This window comes from Shinella sp. WSD5-1, assembly GCF_963942435.1.
Lineage (GTDB): Bacteria > Pseudomonadota > Alphaproteobacteria > Rhizobiales > Rhizobiaceae > Shinella > Shinella yambaruensis.
Genome location: NZ_OZ012605.1, coordinates 61762 through 80255, shown reverse-complemented (window position 1 = coordinate 80255; position 18494 = coordinate 61762). Strand labels below are relative to the sequence as shown.

The 18494-nt window shown below is 66.0% G+C and carries 15 protein-coding genes; 7 read left to right on the top strand and 8 right to left on the bottom strand.

The window, feature by feature from the left end; translation table 11 throughout:
- Nucleotides 1–35: 35 nt before the first annotated feature.
- Genes AABQ55_RS35870 through AABQ55_RS35850 form a run of 5 tightly spaced genes read right to left on the bottom strand, consistent with a single transcriptional unit; the run spans nucleotide 36 to nucleotide 5172 of the window.
- Complete coding sequence (locus tag AABQ55_RS35870) at nucleotides 36–1295, bottom strand: CaiB/BaiF CoA transferase family protein (protein ID WP_272809548.1); 1260 nt, start codon at nucleotides 1293–1295, stop codon at nucleotides 36–38.
- Nucleotides 1292–2326: an ABC transporter ATP-binding protein gene (locus tag AABQ55_RS35865; RefSeq protein WP_272809549.1), complete on the bottom strand. Its 1035-nt coding sequence runs from the start codon at nucleotides 2324–2326 to the stop codon at nucleotides 1292–1294. Before AABQ55_RS35865 ends, AABQ55_RS35870 begins: the two co-directional genes overlap by 4 nt.
- Nucleotides 2323–3321 carry an ABC transporter ATP-binding protein gene (locus AABQ55_RS35860; protein WP_443021350.1) on the bottom strand — a complete coding sequence of 333 codons (999 nt, stop codon included), beginning with the start codon at nucleotides 3319–3321 and terminating at the stop codon, nucleotides 2323–2325. Before AABQ55_RS35860 ends, AABQ55_RS35865 begins: the two co-directional genes overlap by 4 nt.
- Complete coding sequence (locus tag AABQ55_RS35855; RefSeq protein ID WP_244770561.1) at nucleotides 3318–4154, bottom strand: ABC transporter permease; 837 nt, start codon at nucleotides 4152–4154, stop codon at nucleotides 3318–3320. Before AABQ55_RS35855 ends, AABQ55_RS35860 begins: the two co-directional genes overlap by 4 nt.
- A 4-nt stretch (nucleotides 4155–4158) precedes the next feature.
- Nucleotides 4159–5172 carry an ABC transporter permease gene (locus AABQ55_RS35850; protein ID WP_244770562.1) on the bottom strand — a complete coding sequence of 338 codons (1014 nt, stop codon included), beginning with the start codon at nucleotides 5170–5172 and terminating at the stop codon, nucleotides 4159–4161.
- Between the two features lie 186 nt (nucleotides 5173–5358).
- On the opposite strand from AABQ55_RS35850, the gene AABQ55_RS35845 reads away from it, so the two are divergent.
- The gene (locus tag AABQ55_RS35845; RefSeq protein ID WP_272809551.1) at nucleotides 5359–6216 is read left to right on the top strand and encodes an IclR family transcriptional regulator; all 858 of its coding nucleotides are present in this window, start codon (nucleotides 5359–5361) and stop codon (nucleotides 6214–6216) included.
- 23 nt (nucleotides 6217–6239) lie between these two features.
- Entirely contained in the window at nucleotides 6240–7538 is a 1299-nt protein-coding gene (locus tag AABQ55_RS35840) for an acetoin dehydrogenase dihydrolipoyllysine-residue acetyltransferase subunit (RefSeq protein ID WP_272809552.1), read from the top strand.
- Between the two features lie 3 nt (nucleotides 7539–7541).
- Here AABQ55_RS35840 and AABQ55_RS35835 read toward each other — a convergent pair whose 3' ends face one another.
- From AABQ55_RS35835 to AABQ55_RS35825, 3 genes are read right to left on the bottom strand one after another with little or no spacing between them, the layout of a single operon-like run.
- Nucleotides 7542–8186, bottom strand: a complete 645-nt coding sequence (locus tag AABQ55_RS35835; protein WP_336314420.1) for a class II aldolase/adducin family protein — start codon at nucleotides 8184–8186, stop codon at nucleotides 7542–7544.
- Nucleotides 8186–9457, bottom strand: a complete 1272-nt coding sequence (locus AABQ55_RS35830; RefSeq protein WP_272809554.1) for a four-carbon acid sugar kinase family protein — start codon at nucleotides 9455–9457, stop codon at nucleotides 8186–8188. Before AABQ55_RS35830 ends, AABQ55_RS35835 begins: the two co-directional genes overlap by 1 nt.
- Nucleotides 9458–9467: 10 nt before the next feature.
- Nucleotides 9468–10607: an acyl-CoA dehydrogenase family protein gene (locus AABQ55_RS35825; RefSeq protein WP_272809555.1), complete on the bottom strand. Its 1140-nt coding sequence runs from the start codon at nucleotides 10605–10607 to the stop codon at nucleotides 9468–9470.
- A 147-nt stretch (nucleotides 10608–10754) separates the two neighbouring features.
- Between AABQ55_RS35825 and AABQ55_RS35820 the strand changes: the two genes are divergently transcribed.
- From AABQ55_RS35820 to AABQ55_RS35800, 5 genes are all read left to right on the top strand, one after another.
- Nucleotides 10755–12929: a dehydrogenase E1 component subunit alpha/beta gene (locus AABQ55_RS35820; protein WP_272809556.1), complete on the top strand. Its 2175-nt coding sequence runs from the start codon at nucleotides 10755–10757 to the stop codon at nucleotides 12927–12929.
- A gap of 45 nt (nucleotides 12930–12974) precedes the next feature.
- Complete coding sequence (locus tag AABQ55_RS35815; protein ID WP_272809557.1) at nucleotides 12975–14573, top strand: ABC transporter substrate-binding protein; 1599 nt, start codon at nucleotides 12975–12977, stop codon at nucleotides 14571–14573.
- 52 nt (nucleotides 14574–14625) lie between these two features.
- Nucleotides 14626–15870 (top strand): aminotransferase class III-fold pyridoxal phosphate-dependent enzyme, encoded by a 1245-nt coding sequence (locus tag AABQ55_RS35810; RefSeq protein ID WP_272809558.1) that lies wholly within the window; start codon nucleotides 14626–14628, stop codon nucleotides 15868–15870.
- An 84-nt stretch (nucleotides 15871–15954) separates the two neighbouring features.
- Nucleotides 15955–16932, top strand: a complete 978-nt coding sequence (locus AABQ55_RS35805; protein ID WP_272809559.1) for an aminotransferase class IV — start codon at nucleotides 15955–15957, stop codon at nucleotides 16930–16932.
- A 219-nt stretch (nucleotides 16933–17151) separates the two neighbouring features.
- Nucleotides 17152–18405: an ATP-binding protein gene (locus tag AABQ55_RS35800; RefSeq protein ID WP_272809560.1), complete on the top strand. Its 1254-nt coding sequence runs from the start codon at nucleotides 17152–17154 to the stop codon at nucleotides 18403–18405.
- Nucleotides 18406–18494 lie beyond the last annotated feature (89 nt).

Sequence of the window (18494 nt, the reverse complement as noted above, 5' to 3'; positions counted from 1 at the left end):
CCGATGTTGCGGGCTCATATGGCGCAGCCACACGCCTAAGCGATCGCGCTTTGGGCGGGCTGCGGCGAAGGTGCGCTCCTTATGTCTCGGCAGGCGATGACGCCGGAAAGGGCCAGGCTCTCGATCCGCGCCTCCTCGAAACCCAGCACGTCGCGCAGCACGCCGCGTGTATCCTCGCCGAGAAGTGGCGGCGCCTTCGCATCGGTATTTGCCTGTGCGGCAAGCCCGTGGGCGGGGCGGATCAGCGCGACGACACCGAGCTCCGGGTGTTCAAGACGCTGCACGACGCCCCGTTCCGTCACACTCGGGCTCTGCAGCGCCTCGGAGACGGACTTCACCTGTCCGGCCGGCACGCTCGCCGCAAGGCAGGCGGCAAGCCAGTGATCGCAGGTCTCGTCGCCGATGATCGCCGCGAGGAGCGGCAGCAGTTCGTCTCTGTGCAGGGCGCGCTGGTGGGAGGTGACGAACCGCGGGTCGCGGGCAAGGTCGGGCCGGCCGATGACCTTTTCGCAGAAATCGACGAACATGCGGTCGTTGCCGACGGCAAGCGCGAAGGTGCCGTCGCTTGCCTTGAAGATCTGGTAGGGCACGACCGTTGGATGCGCGTTGCCGTAGCGCACCGGCTCCACGCCGGCGTTGAGATATCCGGTTCCGACATTGATCAGGAGGTTGAGCGTCGCATCGAGCAGGGCCACGTCGATATACTGCCCCTTCCCCGTATCCCGGCGCTGGTAGAGCGCGGCGAGGATCGACTGGGTGGCAACCATGCCCGCCACCACATCGGTGAAGGCGACGCCGAGCCGGTTGGGCGGCCCGTCCTCCTCGCCCGTGATGGACATCAGGCCGCTTTCCGCCTGCATGATGAAATCGTAGCCCGGCCTGTCGCGCTCGGGACCCGTCTGACCGTATCCGGAAATCGCGCAGTAGACGATGCCCGAATTGATCTTCCGGATATCCTCGTAGCCGATGCCCAGCCGGTCGACAGTGCCGGCACGGAAATTCTCCACCACGACATCGGCCCTGGCCGCGAGATCGAGCACGATCTGCCGGCCCTCCGGCGTCTTCAGGTCGAGCGCGATGCTCTGCTTGCCGCGGTTGGCGCACAGATAATAGGTGCTGACCCCCTTGAAGTTCGGCACGGACCAGGCGCGCGTATCGTCGCCGCCCTTGATGTTCTCGATCTTCCAGACCTCGGCGCCGAGATCCCCGAGGCTCATGGTCGTCCATGGCCCCGCAAGAACGCGCGTCAGGTCGAGGACACGAATGCCCTCGAGCGGCAATTTCAATTGCGTCATTCCATTCCTCCAGGCCCGCTCTTCTGACGGGCCGACAAACCGATCTCCATGGCATTCGGAAAGTGGCAGGCGACCGAATGACCTTCCTCTCGTTCGTTCAGCGGCGGCTCCACCTCCGCGCAGAGCTTCTGGGCGATGGGGCAGCGCGTGCGGAAGCGACACCCGGACGGCGGATTGAGCGGGCTCGGCAGGTCGCCCTTCAGCACGATGCGCGAGCGGCTGCGCTCGAGCGCGGGGTCGGCCAGCGGCACGGCGGACATCAGGGCCTGGGTATAGGGATGCATCGGTGCCCGATAGAGCCGGCGCTTTTCGGCGATCTCGACGATCTTGCCGAGATACATGACGGCCACCCGGTGCGAGATGTGCTGCACGACGGACAGATCATGCGCGATGAAGACATAGGCGGTGCCGAAATCCCGCTGGATATCCTTGAGGAGGTTGAGCACGCCCGCCTGCACGGAGACGTCGAGCGCGGAGACCGGTTCGTCGAGCACGAGCAGTTCCGGCTTCAGTGCGAGGGCCCGGGCGATCACCACGCGCTGGCGCTGGCCGCCGGACAGTTCGTGCGGATAGCGCTGGCCGTGCTCCGGGTTGAGGCGGACGAGGTCGAGCATCTCGGCGACCCGTTCCTTGCGCTGAACCTGCGAGAGGTCGCTGATGCGCAGCGGCTCGGCGATGTTTTCGGCCACCCGCATGCGGGGATGCAGCGATGCATAGGGATCCTGGAAGACCAGCTGGATCTTGCGGCGCAGGGCGCGCATCTCGGCGGGGTTCGCCGCGTTGATGTCGCGGCCTCGGAACAGGGTCTGCCCGCTGGAGGGCTCGATCAGCCGCAGGATGCAGCGGCCGAGCGTGGATTTGCCGCAGCCGGATTCGCCGACCAGCCCCAGTGTTTCGCCGGGCTTGACGTCGAAGGACACGCCGGTCACCGCATTGACCTCGGCAATCTCGCGCTCGAAGATCAGGCCGCCGGTGACGGAGAAACGCTTCGAGAGGTCCCTGACGGAGAGGATGGGTTCCGGCCCGGTCATGCAGCACTCCCGACGGGAAGGGTGGCGAAATGGCAGGCCGCCCGATGATCGCCGTTCGAGCGGACCGGCGGCGGCACATGCCGGCAGATATCCTGCGCCTGCGGACAGCGGGGGTGGAAGGCGCATCCGCCGGGCAGTTTGCCGAGGGGCGGCGGCGCGCCGTCGATCGAGAAGAGCCGCTCCTTCTCTTCTGCCATGTTGGGGATCGAGGCGATGAGGCCCCGCGTATAGGGATGGGCCGGTCGCGCGAAGAGGGCGTCGACGTTCGCCTGTTCGACGACCTCGCCGGAATAGACGACCGCGACCCTGTCGGCATGCCCGGCAAGCACGCCGAGATCGTGGGTGATCAGGATGAGGCCGAGATTGAGCCGCCGTCGCAGGTCCGTCAGGACGTCCATGATCTGCGCCTGCACGGTCACGTCGAGGGCGGTCGTCGGCTCGTCGGCGATCAACAGGTCGGGATCGTTGGCGACGGCCATGGCGATCATCACGCGCTGGCGCATGCCGCCGGAAAATTCATGCGGGAACTGGTGGATGCGGCGGTCGGGCTGGGGAATGGCGACGAGGGCGAGCAGTTCGGCGGCGCGGTCCATCGCCGCCCGCTTCGAGACGCCCGCATTGTGCAGCCGGATCGTTTCGGCGATCTGCGCGCCGACCGTCATGACCGGATTGAGCGAGGACAGCGGGTCCTGGAAGATCATGGCGATGCGCGATCCGCGCAGCGCGCGCAGCTGCGCCATGGGCATGCCGACGAGCTCGCGCCCGTTGAACCGGGCCGATCCGCTGACGGAGGCGGTCTTCGGCTGGAGGCCGAGGGCGGAGAGCATGCCGACCGACTTGCCGGAACCCGATTCGCCGACGATGCCCAGCACCTCGCCATGGTCGACATGCAGGCTGATGCCGCGCACGGCCTCGAACGATTGCCCGTGGCGGGTGAAGGAGACGCGAAGGTCGCGAACGGCAAAGAGCGGTTCCTGTTGCATGGTGCGCCTCATTTCGACTTCGGATCGAAGTAGTCGTGCAGGCCGTCGCCGATGAAGTTGAAGCCGAGCACGATGGTCAGGATGGCAAGGCCCGGCCCGAGGGCGACCCACCAGGAATAGAACTGTGCCGCCCCGTCGGAGATCATCGAGCCCCATTCCGGCGTCGGCGGCGTGGCGCCGAGGCCGATGAAGCTGAGCGATGCGGCAAGAAGGATCACCTGGCCAAGATCCATCGTCGCGCTGATCAGCACCGGCGTCCAACAGAGCGGCAGGATATGCTTGAAGAGGATACGTCCCTTGCCGGCACCCGCCGCGACCGCGGCCTCGACATGCTCGCGCTCGCGGATTTCCAGAACCTGCGCGCGCATGAGGCGGGCATAGACGGGCCACCAGACGATCACCATGGCGACGGTCGCATTCTCAAGGCCGGGACCCAGCGAGGCCGCGACGGCCATGGCGAGGAGCATCGGGGGAAAGGACAGGGTGACGTCGACGAGCCGCATGATCGCCGAACCGAGCAGGCCGCCGGCATAACCGGAAATCGCGCCCAGCATGGCCCCGATCGTGACGGAGAGGGCGACCACGACGATGGCGATCGGGATCGAGTGTTGCGCGCCGTAGAGGGTCCGGCTGAGGACGTCCCGCCCGAGCGCGTCGGTTCCCAGCCAATGGCTCCAGCTCGGCGCCTGGAGCCGCCGGCCGACCATGTCGAGCGGCGCATAGGGGCTCATCAGCGGCGCGAGCAGCGTGACGGCGAACCAGAAGACCACGATCGCGATGCCAATCGCCAGCGGGATCGACAGCCATGCCGGCCGGCGGAGGGGAACGAGGGTCATTGCGATCATGTTTTTATCCCAGACGCACGCGCGGATTGGCGATGACATAGGCAATGTCGGTGATGAGGTTGGTCAGCAGGAAGACCACGCCCCCGACGATGGTGACCCCGATGATGGCGGGAAAATCGAGGCCGCGCGCCGCCTCCACCGCGTAGGACCCCATGCCCGGCCAGGAGAAGATCGTCTCGGTCAGGACGGCCCCCGTGAGCAGGTAGGCGAAGGAATAGCCGATGACGGTCAGTGTCGGCACGAGCGTGTTGCGCAGCGCATGGCGCACCACGACACGAAGCTCCCCCGCCCCCTTCGCGCGCGCCGTCAGGATGAATTCCCGGTCCAGCACCTCCAGCATATTGGCGCGCACCAAGCGGGATATGGTGCCGGCGACGGCCCAGCCGAGCACGAAGGCGGGCAGGATCAGATGCCAGAGCGCATCCAGAAAGAGCTTCATGTTCCCGGCGATCAGGGTGTCGATGGTCATGAAGCCGGTGACGGACGGCGGAGGGGTCGCCCGCGGATCCAGCCGGCCGGGACCGGGCAGGATGCCCCATTTGACCGAGAAGACATAAAGCAGCGCCAGCCCCAGCCAGAAGACTGGAATGGACGACCCGAACAGGGCAAAGAAACGCGCCGCATGGTCGATGACCGTGTTGCGGAAATAAGCTGCCAGCACGCCCAGCGTGATGCCGATCGTCGAGCCGATGAGCATCGCGGCAAGGACGAGCTCCATCGTGGCCGGCAGGCGGAAGAACACGTCCTGCGCGACCGGCCGGCGCGTGATGAAGGAGGTGCCCATGTCGCCGGTCAGAAGGTTGCCGACATAGATGACGTAGCGTTCCGGCAGGCTGCGATCGAGCCCCCAGCGCGCCTTCGCGGCGGCCACCGCCACCGGGTCGTTCATCTGCCGGTCCGACACGATCGCCGTCAGCGGGTCACCCTTGGTCACGGTCGTCAGCAGGAAGGCGAGCGTTACGATGCCGAGAACCAGGAAGGGCATCGCGACCAGGCGTCGCAGAATGTATCGTGTCACAAATCGCGTCCTTTAACCCGTGTGCCATCCCGTGCCGACCGGCGAATGGGGAGAGATCGATGCAGGCATTATTGACAACAGGCGAAGCGGACGTCAACATAAATGAAATTATATTCCATTTACGGAAGATCGACAGATCGCGAAAATCCGCTATGGCTCCAGCAGCGCTGAAACGAAAGGCAAGACATGCGTAAACGGACCAAACCGGCAGACGGCAGCGAAGGCGCGGAGGGCGGTAATTCCGCGGCCTCGCTGACACGCGGCCTGGAGATCCTGCGGGCCTTCACTGCCGACGACGCCACGCTCGGCAACCAGGATCTCATCGAACGGACGGGCCTGCCGAAAGCAACCGTCTCGCGCCTGACCTCGACGCTCGTCGGCCTCGGTTATCTCCATTACGACGACATGCTCGGCCGCTACAGCATCGGGCCGGCGACGGTTTCGCTTGGCTATTCGGCGCTCAGCTCCAGCGCCGTCATCCATATGGCAAGACCCCTGATGCAGGAACTGGCGGACCAGACCGGCGCCGCCGCCGCGCTCGGCACGCGCGACGGGCTGGAGATGGTCTATCTCGCCAATTGCCGCTCGATGAGCCCGGTTTCGCTGCGCCTCAATGTCGGTTCGCGCCTGCCGATCTACCGCACGGCCATGGGCCTTGCCTATCTTGCGGAAATGCAGCCGGACATTCGCCAGTCCGTCGTCGGGCAGCTGGTCGTGGCCGAGCCCGAAAAGGCCGAGGAACTCGATCGCCTCGTTGCGAACGCCATCGAGGACTACCGGCGGGACGGCTTCATCAGCGCCTTCGGCAGCTGGCACAGCTATATCAATGCCGTCGGCGTCGCCTTCCGGCCGACGGATGGTTCGCCCCTCGTCGCGCTCACCTGCGGCGGGATCGTCGACATCCTCTCGCGCAACCATTGCCGGGAATCCGTCGGTCCCGGGCTGCTCCGGCTCACGCGCCGCCTGCGCGCGCGGCTTGCCGGGGAGCCCGATCCGTTCCCCACCTTGCAACGACCACCCACCTGGAAAACCTCGGCCGAATAGGCTCAAGCCTCAAGGGATCCCCCATGCCCACCCATGTCGTCTATCCGAAGGTCAGCCTCGAAATGTCGAGCGGCCGCATCGCCCGCTGGCTCGTTTCCGAGGGTGAAACCGTCCGGCAGGGGCAGGTCCTTTTCGAGATCGACAACGACAAGGCCGCCGTCGAGGTCGAATCCCCGGCAACCGGTGTCATCCATGCCCTGGTCGACAGCGAGATAGAGGTGGATGTCGGCGCGGATGTCGCGCGCATCTATGGAGCCGGGGAAACCTACGGCGAGACGGAGCCGCGGGAGGCCGCCGCCGGGGAGCCTGCGAATGAAGCAACCCGCGCCATTCTCGTGCCAGGCGTGCGGCGAAGCGGGCGCGGCCCCAATCCCACTCCCCTCGCCCGCCGCATCGCTCGCGAGCATGGCATCGCGCTGGACGGCCTCACCGGCACCGGCCCGGGCGGGCGGATCCAGAAGACCGACGTCGTTGCGAGGATCGGCGACGCCGGCCAGGCCCGCCGGCCCGCAACAGTCGAAAACCCTGCCGTGCTGCCTGCGGCGCGAAAGGAAAGCAGCCCCGCAACGCTGAATGCGGTCTGGCTGCGCAAGGGCGAAGGCCTGCCCGTCGTGCTCCTCCATGGTTTCAGCGCGGACCTCAACAACTGGCGCGGCATGCTCGCTGCCACGCGCGCGGACTGGCCGGCGCTGGCCATCGACCTTCCCGCGCACGGGCGCTCGTCGCATGCGGTTCCCGAAGACCTCGACCGGATGGCCGGAAGCATCGAGGCGACCGTTGCCGCGGAACATGATGGTCCGCTCGTTCTGGCCGGCCATTCCTTCGGCGGTGCGCTGGCGGCGCGGCTGGCAAGCCGCAGGCAGCTGGATATCCGCGGCCTCTGCCTCGTCTCCCCTGCGGGCCTCGGGCCCCAGATCAACGGTGCCTTTGTCGAGGGCGTGCTGCGCGCACGGCAGCGGGAGAGCCTGAAACCCTGGCTCGATCTCCTGATCCATGATGCCGCTGTCATCTCGCCGGCTTTCCTGCAGGCGGTGGTGCAGCAGCGCGACGATACGGGCCTGACGGCGGCGATGCGTGCCTTTGCCGAGCGGTTCTTCCCGGATGGAACGCAGGCGATCTCCATCCGTGACGACCTTGCCCGCCTGTCCCAGCCGGTGCGGATCGTCTTCGGCCGGCAGGATCGCATCCTGCCGTTCAGTGCCACGGCCGGCCTGCCCGGCAATGTCGGGCTGCATGCCCTCGACGCTTGCGGGCACATGCCGCATCTCGAATATCCGGCGCTGGTGATGAGGATCCTCGGCGAGGTGTGTCGCAGCGGCTGACGGTCAGCGTTTCGCCTGCTGGCCGTAGGTGCCGTAGCGGGCGCGCACATCGGCAAGTTCCGCTTGCGTCAGAAGAACGGGCTCGCCGATCGAACGGGCGAGCACGTATTGCCGCGCCAGCGTTTCCAGCTTCTCCGCGCCCGCCAGCGCTGTCCCGATATCAGGCCCGATGGTGACCGCGCCGTGATTGGCCATCAGGCAGGCGGAATGGGTCGTGCCCATGGCGGCGACCACCGTTTCCGCAAGCGCGATACTCCCGAAACAGGCATAGTCCGCGCAAGGGATCTCGCTGCCGCCGAAGCCGGCGACCATGTAGTGGAACAGCGGGATCGGCCAGCGCAGCGCGGCAAGGGCGACGCAGTGGTCGGGGTGGGTATGGACGACGGCGCCGGCATTCGTCGTGGCGTAGAGCCGGGCGTGAATGGCCCATTCCGAGGACGGCCGCCAGCCGCCGATCCAGGCGCCGTCGAGATCCATCGCGACGATCTGCTCGGGCGCGAGGGCGTCGGGGGCGATGCCCGTCGGCGTGATCAGCATGCCCTCGCCGTGCCGCAGGCTGAAATTGCCGACCGTTCCGCTGTTGAGGCCGAGCGCCACCGATCGCCGGCTCGCCTCGACCAGGGCCATCCTCGCCGCCGTTTCATCCATCATCGTCCACTACTCCATTGGTTCATCGCTTCGACGGCGCTCAGCAGGATGTCGTCGGCGCCCAGCTTGCCGGGTTTGAGATATAGCGAAAGGGGTGTTGGCCCGCAGGATATGCAGAAGCCGGTTCCGAGCGGGCCTTCCGGCAGGGCCCGAGCGGCCGCGATGCCGAGCGCATCGACAACCGCGCCCGACGTCTCGCCGCCCGCAACGATAAATCGTCGAACCCCGCGATCGCGCAATCCCTTCGCGATGGCCCCGAGGATGCGCTCCGCGCGGCGGGCCGCCTCCACCCGGCCGAAGGCGGCCTGCACGGCGGCGACACCTTCCGGTCCGGTCGCCGTCGAAATGGCGAGGGGGGCTGCGCCGATCCGCCCGGAGGCCCAGCCGAGCGCGGCGGAAACCAGCCCCTCCTCCCCGGCCGGATCGAGCAAATCCAGCGTCAATAAGGGATAATTGGCCGAAAAAGCCGCGAGCTGAGCCAGGACGACCGGCCCGACGCTTCCGGCAATGACGGCCGTGGGGCCGTCGACCTGCTGCGGTGAGGGCACCGGATCCGGTTGCATGGCGTGGCCGAGGCGGGTCGCGTAGGCGATGATCAGGGGATCGCTGGCGACGACGACGCGGTTCATCGCCGCCGCGACCTCGGCGGCGGTCTCGACGTCGCCGTCGTCGGTGGTGTCCAGGAAGACGTGGCCTGCTCCTTCGGCCGCAAAGGCCTCGATGGCGACGCGTGCCGCATCGGCACCGCTGCGAAGGGCGGCGTGATTCAGGAGCGCGATCCGGTGCGGCGTCTGCCGCCCCACGAAACGGACGAGATCGGGATCGGACATCGGGGTCAGCGGGTCGAAACGCTTGATCGATTCGGAAACGAGGCGGCCGCGATAGAACATGTAGCCCTGGTGGACCGTGGTGCCGAAGCGGGGAAAGCCGGCGCTCATCAGCACCGGCCGCACCCCAGCGCGATCGGCGAGGTAGTCGGCGGCCGGGCCGATATTGCCGTCTTCGGTGGAATCGAACGTGGCGCAGGCCTTGTAGGCGATCCGTCTGCAGCCGGCCTGCAGGAAGGCGTCGGTGAAACGGCCGAGCTCGGCAAGCGCCTCTGCGACCGGCACCGTGCGTGTCCGGGTGCCGGCCATCACCACGGCCGCGGGCGGGATCTCCGCCTCGGGGCGGAAGAGCACGGGACAGTGGATACCGACGCCCTCCAGATAGCCGGCGACCATGAGGGCGCCGGTAAAGTCATCCGCGACGATTCCAAGGGCTCGCTGCATCGGTCCGGCCTCAGGCGTTCAGCATTTCGCGGGCGATGATGAGCTGCTGGATCTGCGATGTGCCCTCGTAGAGCCGGAACAGCCGGACATCGCGGTAGAAATGCTCCACCGGATAGTCCTGCATGTAGCCGGCGCCGCCATGGATCTGCACCGCGCGGTCGGCGACACGGCCGACCATCTCCGAGCAGAACAGTTTCGCGCTCGCCGCCTGCTGGATGACACGATCGCCCGCATCGAACCGCCGCGCGGCCTCCAGAACCATGGCGCGTCCGGCAAAGGCCTCGGTCGAGCTGTCGGCGAGCATGGCCTGGATGAGCTGGTGCTCCGCGATCGGCTTGCCGAACTGCACTCGCTCGCGCGCGAAGCGCACGGCCTCGTCGCACAGCCGCTCCGCGGCGCCGACGCAGACCGCCGAAATATGCAGGCGGCCGCGGTTGAGCACCTTCATCGCGGTCTTGAAGCCGACGCCCTCCACGCCGCCGATGACGCTGTCGGCCGGGATGCAGCAATCGTCGAAGATGACGTCCGAGGTGCGGGTGCCGCGCTGCCCCATCTTCCTGTCGATCGGACCAAGGCTGAGGCCGGGGCTGTCCTTCGGCACCAGGAAGGCGGTCACGCCCGCAGGCCCCGGACCGCCGGTGCGCGCCATGACGGTGAAGACGTCGGCCACCGGGGCATTGGTGATGTAGCGTTTCGTGCCGTTGAGGATGTAGTGGTCGCCGTCTCTCCGCGCCGTGGTCTTCACGGCGCCCGCATCCGAGCCGACGTCCGGCTCGGTCAGGGCGAAGGAGCCGATGATTTCGCCCGTCGCCATGCGTGGCAGCCAGTATTGCTTCTGCGCCTCGGTGCCATCGGCGATGATGCCCTGCGAGCCGATGCCGTTGTTCGTGCCGATGACGGAGCGAAAGGCGGGAGAGGCATAACCGAGCTCGAAGGCGACGCGCACCTCCTCCTCCATTGTCAGGCCAAGCCCGCCATGCTCTTCCGGAATGGACATGCCGAAGAGGCCGAGCGCGCGCATTTCCGCAATGATTTCCGGAGGAATGGCGTTGTCTTCCTCTACGCGTGCCTCCGCAGGCAGAAGGCGCTCGCGCACGAACCGGTGCACCATCTCAACCAGGGCGTTCAACACTTCGGCGTCCCGGATCATCGCTTTTCTTCCTCTTTGGCAACTCACGAAAATTTCTGTTGCATCCAAAGGCTGGCACAGCTTAGTGTGCCATTCAACAGAAATCGGAATTTATTTCCATAAACGAGAACTGAGCCCGGTGCGGCTCCCTGCGAACCGAGGATACGAATGGCACGCCAGATACCGCTCGCCCCTTCCGCCCCCTGGTTCCGGCTGGAGCTGGACGAAGCGGACTGGAGCGAGGAACAGGCACGAGACCTCGTCCACTGGTACGGCCAGATGCTGCTCATCCGCCGGTTCGAGGAAAAGCTGCTGGATCTCGAGAAGGCGGGCCTGATCCACGGCCCGGCCCATGCCAGCATCGGCCAGGAGGCGGGCGCGGTCGGCGCCATGGCGGCGCTCGGCACCGGGGACAAGATCAACGGCACGCACCGCGCGCACCACCAGGTGCTGCTGAAGCTGCTCAATCCCTCGATTCCAGAAGGCTTCGACATCCGCAAGGATGCCTTCACGCCCGGCATGGACGAGGCGATCTACCGTTTCATGGCCGAGATCATGGGCCTGACCCCCGGCTATTGCGGCGGCCGGGGCGGCTCCATGCACATGCGTTTTGCCGGCGCCGGCGTCGTCGGCACCTCGGCGATCGTCGGCGGCAACCCGCCCCATGCGGCGGGTTATGCGCTCGCCGACAAGATGCTCGGCCGCGACCACATCTCCGTCGCCTTCTTCGGCGACGGCGCGGCCCAGAACGGCGCGAGCTACGAGGCGATGAACATCGCCGCCGCGCAAGGCCTGCCGGTGATCTTCTTCATCGAGAACAACCTCTACGGCGTCTCCACGCATATTGCCGACGTGACGCGCGAGACGCGGCTGTCGTCCCGCGGCGCGATGCTCGGCATCGCCGCGATCGAATGCGACGGCATGGATGTCGTCGCCGTGCATCGGGCCATGGTGGAGGCTCGCCGCATCATCCGCGAGACGGGCGGTCCCGTCGTGATCGAGGCCCTCTGCTACCGCCATTTCCATCAATCCGGATCCCGCAGCGGCAGCGATTTCGGCTATCGCACGAAAGAAGAGGAAGCCGCATGGCGTGAGCGCGACCCCATCGCGCTCGCCGAGGCGCGCCTGGCGGCGCTCGGCCTGCTCTCCCCGGAAGAGTTCGCGCAGATCGATGCACTGGTGACGGACCGGGTCGCGGCAGCGGCCGGAAAGCTGACCGAACCGGTCCCCGGCGGCAACACATTGCGTATTCCCGACAGCCTCTGGCCGGATCCGACGACGCGCGACCATGGCATTCTGGGCGACCTTTCCGAGCTCGCCGACAAGCGCTTCCTCGACCACGACGACATGCGCCCCGATGCCGTCGAGAAGGTGAAGTTCGTCACCGCGGCCTCCGAGACGCTGGCCGCCGCGATGGCGCGCGATCCGCGCATCATCGTCATGGGCGAGGATGCCCACCAGATGCGCGGCGGCGTCAGTGGCTTCACCAAGGGCGCGCTGGAGCGCTGGCCCGAGCGCGTCCTGCCCATGTCGATCGCCGAGAACGGGTTCACGGGCGTCGCCCTCGGCGCGGCGCTCAATGGCTTGCGGCCGGTGGTCGAGATCATGTTCGGCGATTTCTGTTTCACCGCGGCCGACCAGATCGCCAACGGCGTCGGCAAGGTGCGCCACATGTTCGGCGACGGCTTTCCCGTTCCGATCGTCATGCGCGTGCGCATCTCGCCCCATACAGGCTACGGCTCGCAGCATTCCAGCGATCCGTCGGCGCTCTTCGGCCTGTTTCCCGGCTGGCGCATCGTCACGCCGTCGAACGCCTTCGACTATATCGGCCTGATGAATTCGGCGCTTGCCTGCGACGACCCCGTCGTCGTCTTCGAGCATACCGAACTCTACCAGAAGGAATTCGAGGTGCCGGCAGGAGACCGGGACTTCTTCATTCCCTTCGGCTCGGCGCGCATCGTGCGGCCCGGAAGCGCCTGCACGGTCCTGGCGACCTCCGTCATGGTCCAGAACGCGATCAGGGCGGCGGAGGAGACGGGCATCAACGCCGAGGTCATCGACCTGCGCAACATCGACCATCACGGCATCGACTGGCAGTTCATCGGCCAATCGATCGACAAGACCGGCCGGGTCGTCATTGCCGAGCAGACCGCGCGTAGCCTGTCGATGGGCGGCACCTGGGCCGCCGAGATCCAGGAACGCTTCTTCGACTGTCTCGACCACGAAATCCTGCGCGTGACCGGCGGGCTTGCCGCCCCCACGGTCTCGGCCGCCCTCAATCGTGCAGCGCTTGCGACGGTTGCCGACGTGCGGGACGCCTTGCTTCGAATTGCGGAAAAATAGTGGAACAGGGCATCCGCAGCCCGTCAAACTGGAGGTATCCAACCGATGAAACGACTTCTTCCATCGAAATCCAGACTGGCCTTTCTTTCGCTCGCCCTGTCCGCCACGATGCTGGGCGGGGCCATCCAGCCGGCATCGGCCGAAGAGCGTGCGCTGGTGATCGCCCGTGACATGGACGTCAACTCGCTCGATCCGGCCCGCGCCTGGTGCGACACCTGCCAGATCTACAACACCTCGGTCTATGAGCAGCTCGTGACGCTCGACAAGGACAACAAGGTGCAGCCGCTGATCGCCTCGAGCTGGGAGATCAACCCGGAGCAGACCGAGCTGACCTTCAAGCTCGACCCGGCGGCAAAGTTCTCCGACGGTTCGCCGGTGGAGGCGAAGGATGTGAAATGGTCGTTCGAGCGGCTGAAGAATATCAAGGGCAACGGCGCCTTCATCGCCGACCCCATCAGTTCGATCGACATTCCCGACGCGCAGACGGTCGTCATCAAGCTCTCCGCGCCGAATTCGGAATTCCTCAACCAGGCGTCCGCGGGCTTCCTCGGCATCATCAACAGCGATGTCGCTGCCGCCAACGGCGCGCTGTCGGATGCGACGGCCGTCGACAAGGACACGTCGGAGAACTGGTTCCTGAGCAATTCCGCCGGCAGCGGGCCCTTCGTCCTCGAATCCTACGAGCCGAATGCGGAGCTGCGCCTGAAGCGCAACGAAAACTACTGGCGCAAGGCCCCGACGATCCCGCAGGTCGTCTTCCGCCAGGTCAAGGATGCCGTGGCGCAGGCGCAGATGCTGCAGTCCGGCGCTGCCGACATCGCCATGCAGATCGACGCGGAGACCGCCAAGACGCTCGAAGGCAGCAATGTGGTGGTGGACAAGGTGCCGTCCTACAATTTCGTCTATATCGCGCTGTCGCCGGGCGCCAAGGCCAACACCGTCAAATTGACGCCGGAGGTGCGTGAAGCCATCTCGATCGCCATCGACCGGACATCGCTGATCGACTTCACCGTCGGCGGCGCCGGTCGCGCGATCGCGACGCCGATCCCGCTCGGCTTCCCGGGCGGCGACAACCACGAGATTCCCGCCTACGATCCGGACCGTGCCAAGGAACTGTTGACGGCGGCCGGCGTCGGCGACGGCTTCACGCTCAAGTCGATCTATCCGGACATGAACGTCTATGGCGTCGACTTCTCGCTGATGATGCAGAAGATCCAGCAGGATCTGGCCAAAGTGGGCATCACGGTCGAGCTCTCGCCGGTTCCCTTCGCCAACTGGCGCGAAGCGGCCAACGGCGACCACATTCCGCTGACCGCCGTCTTCTTCGCGCCCGACTTCTTCGGCACCTCGCAATATGTCGACGTCTTCGGCCTGTCGGAGGGCTCCGTCTGGGCCAAGCGCGCGGGAGGCGAAACCGATCCCTCGATCATCAGCACGGAAACCGGCAAGCTGCGCGAACAGGCGCTCGCCGCGCCGGCGGAAGAAGCCGAGAAGCTCTGGTTCGAGGCCGGCGAGCTGATGGCCAAGGCCCGGATCATCATCCCGATGGTCAGCCCGGACCTCATCCTGGCGCACAGCCCGGACCTCAAGGGTGTTCGCTACAGTGCCTGCTGCAACCTGCCGCTGGCTGAAATCACGAACTGACCGAGCCATCGGGAGAGGCGGTACGCCTCTCCCGCCAAGGAGGACACGCAAGATGACAGCGAAACTGCTGAACAGCCGCGACACGGAACTCGTCGAGCGCGCCCGGCGCGTCGTGCCGAACGGCATGTGGGGCCACATGGCGACCCGGGCGATCGCGCCGGGCTATCCGCAATTCTTCTCCCGCTCGGACGGTTGCCGCGTCTGGGATGCGGACGGCAACGAATATATCGACTTCATGTGCGCCTGGGGGCCGAACGTGCTCGGCTATCGCCACCCTGAGGTGGACGCCGCCGCCCTCGCCCGGATCGATGCAGGCGACGTCGGCAACGGGCCGACCGAAAGCATGGTGGAGCTTGCCGAACTGCTCGTCGATACGCTCGATCACGCCGAATGGACGCTCTTCCAGAAGAACGGCACGGATGCGACGACGGCCTGTGTCACCATCGCACGCGCGGCCACCGCACGCCGCAAGATTCTCGTCGCCCGTGGCGCCTATCACGGCGCCGTTCCGTGGTGCTCGCCGTCGCTGCTCGGCGTGACGGCGGAGGATCGTGCCCATATCATCGTCTTCGACTATAACGATGCCGCCAGCCTCGATGCCGCGGTCGATGCCGCTGGCGACGATCTTGCGGGCATCCTGCTGACCGCCTTCCAGCATGATGTCGGCAAGGACCAGCACCTGCCGCAGGCCACCTTCCTTGCCCATGCGCGCAAGATCTGCGACCGCACGGGCGCAGCCCTCATTCTCGACGACGTGCGCGCGGGCTTCCGCCTCGACGTCCGGGGAAGCTGGGCGCGCTACGGCGTCAAGCCCGACCTTGCGGCCTATTCGAAGGCCATCGCCAATGGCTGGCCGCTTGCTGCCGTGGCGGGCACGGAACGCTTCCGGGACGGCGCCGGCAAGGTCTTCGTCACAGGTTCCTTCTGGTATGGCTCGGCCGCCATGGCGGCCGCGGTCAAGACCGTCCGGATCCTCCGCGACAGCGATGCTCTTGCGCATACGGAAGCCATGGGCGAGCGTTTCCGGGAAGGCCTTACGACGATCTCCGCTCGGCACGGCTTCAGGCTGCGGCAGACGGGGCCGGCGCAGATGCCGATGGTGCTCTTCGACGGCGACCAGGAGCTGAAGATCGCCAACGCCTTCTGCCTGGCGGCCCTTCAGCGCGGCATCTACCTGCATCCCAAGCACAACATGTTCCTGTGCGCCGCCCATACGCCCGAGGATATCGACCGGGCGCTCGAGGCCGCGGACGGTGCCTTCGGCGATATCGTCTCGGCGGGCATCCTCGCCGCCTGACGATCGCCGTTCTACACCCTGCGCGCCGTCTTGCTGGCGGCGCGCAACGGCGTGTCACCACAGTCCTTTTTGGAGGCAGGCATCATGTCCTATACGGACCATATCTTTGTAGACTATCGCCGGCGCGTGAAAGAGCTCGAAGCCAGCGACAATCCGTTCGCCAGGGGGATCGCCTATATTGCGGGAGAATATGTACCGCTGCACGAGGCGCGCATCCCGATCCTCGACCAGGGTTTCCTGCATTCGGACTTGACCTATGACGTGCCGGCCGTCTGGAACGGCCGGTTCTTCCGGCTGGAGGACCATCTCGACCGCTTCGAGAAGAGCTGTGCCCAGCTGCGCCTCAAGAGCCCGCTGCCGCGGCAGGAAATCCGCGACCGGCTCGTCGAGATGACGGTCAAGAGCGGCATCCGCGACGCCTATGTCATGATGATCGTGACCCGCGGCCTTCGCTTCGTGCGCCAGTATGCGCCCGAGGAATGCGACAATGTCTGCTATCTCATGGTCATGCCCTATCTCTGGGTCATGGACGAGGCGACGCAGAAGACCGGCGGCAGCGCCGTCATCACCCGCACCGTGCGCCGCGTGCCGCCGGGCGCCATCGACCCGACCGTGAAGAACCTGCAATGGGGCGATTTCACCCGCGGCCTGATGGAGGCGCGCGATCGCGGCGCGATGTATCCGATCCTGACCGATGGCGACGCCAATCTTACGGAAGGCTCCGGCTTCAACGTCATCCTGATCAAGGACGGCAAGCTCTACACGCCGAGAAAGGGCGTGCTGGAGGGCGTGACGCGCAAGTCCGTGCTCGCCGTCGCCGAAAAGCTCGGTTATCCCTACACGATCGACGATGTGCCGGTGGAGCTTGCCTACCAGTGCGACGAGATCCTCTTCGTGACGACCGCCGGCGGCGTCATGCCGATCACCACGCTCGACGGCCAGCCGGTCGGCGACGGCCAGGTCGGCCCCATCAGCAAGGCCCTGTGGAAGGGCTACTGGGACGCCCATGCCGACCCGGAGCTGAGCTTTGCGGTCGAGGAATACGGCGCATCGGCCCGCTGATTCAGCGTGCTCGGGCGCAGCTCCCCGGGAAAGCGTGCTTGGTCATGATGCGGCAGGGCGCACCTCGGCAAACACCATGACCGGCACCACTTGCGGCCACGGATAGGCTGCATACGGATCCATGCTCCAGCGCGCGCAGTGGAGTTTGGACGCTCATAAAATTAAAAATGGACGGTTTCACACTTTAAATTGGACGGAGCCTGCGTTAAGAGTGGCCGCATGAGTTCGCCTCCCCTGCCCCGCCACCATATTGAACGCAAGGTTCGTCGGAACGTCGAAACCGCCTTGGCCGACACGCGCGTCGTCCTGATCGCCGGCCCGCGCCAGGCCGGCAAGACGACACTTGCACGAATGTTCTCCGGCGAGGACCGGCCATTCCTTACATTGGACGACGCCGGCACCCTCAATGCCGCGAAAGCCGATCCGATCGGCTTCATACGCGGCATCAGACGGGCTGTCATCGACGAGGTGCAGCGCGCACCCGACCTGATGCTGGCAATCAAGGAGAGTGTCGACCGGGACGAAGAGCCCGGGCGGTTCTTGCTGACAGGTTCGGCCAATCTGGCGACGATGCCGGCCATTGCCGACTCTCTGGCCGGACGCATGGCCGTCATCTCTCTTTTTCCGTTTGCCCAGTCCGAAATCCTCTCGACCCCCGGCCGGTTGCTGGACCGTCTCTTCGACGGCGAGGAGCCGGCGGCCGGCGGCGCGGCCGTCTTTGGTGACGGCTTGGTGGACATGGTCTTGAAGGGCGGCTTTCCGGAAGTCTTGCGCCGCTCGACCATGGCGCGTCGCGCCGCGTGGCTCGAGGACTATGTGGCCCTCATTCTGGATCGGGACGTCCGCGACATCGCGAACATCGATCAACTCGACCGTCTGCCGCGCCTTTTGAACGTGCTCGCCGAGCACGCGGGGCAATTGGTCAACCACAGCAGCTTCGGTGCGGCGCTCGGCCTGTCGAGCGTCACGGCCCAGAAATATGTCGCGATCCTTGAGCGGCTGTTCCTCATCAGGACCCTTTCGCCCTGGTCGAACAACCGCCTCAGCCGCCTGATCAAAACGCCGAAGCTGCATTTCGTCGATACCGGATTGCTTGCGACATTGCGGGAAGACGAAACGGAGCGGTTGACCCAGGACAGAACGCGGTTCGGCCCGTTACTCGAAAGCTTTGTCGTCTCCGAGATTCTGAAGCTTGCTTCCTGGTCTGAGCGACGTCTTGCATTCTCGCACTATCGGACCAAGGACCAGGACGAGGTCGATGTGATCATCGAGGATCGTCGGGGTCGCATCATCGGAATCGAGGTGAAGGCCTCCGCGACCGTGAAACCGGATGATTTCCGGGGATTGCGCCAGCTTCAGGACGCTGTCGGTGACCGGTTTGTCCGCGGGCTGGTCCTGCACGATCACGATCGCATCACACCTTTCGGAGAGAAATTGCAGGCCGCGCCGATCTCGGTCCTCTGGACGATGTAGGCCTGTGCCGCTCGGAACCCCAGTTTTGCACCGGTATTCGCTATCGAAACTGGCCGTGGATATGTGGGCGAAGCCCATGAAAAACAGGC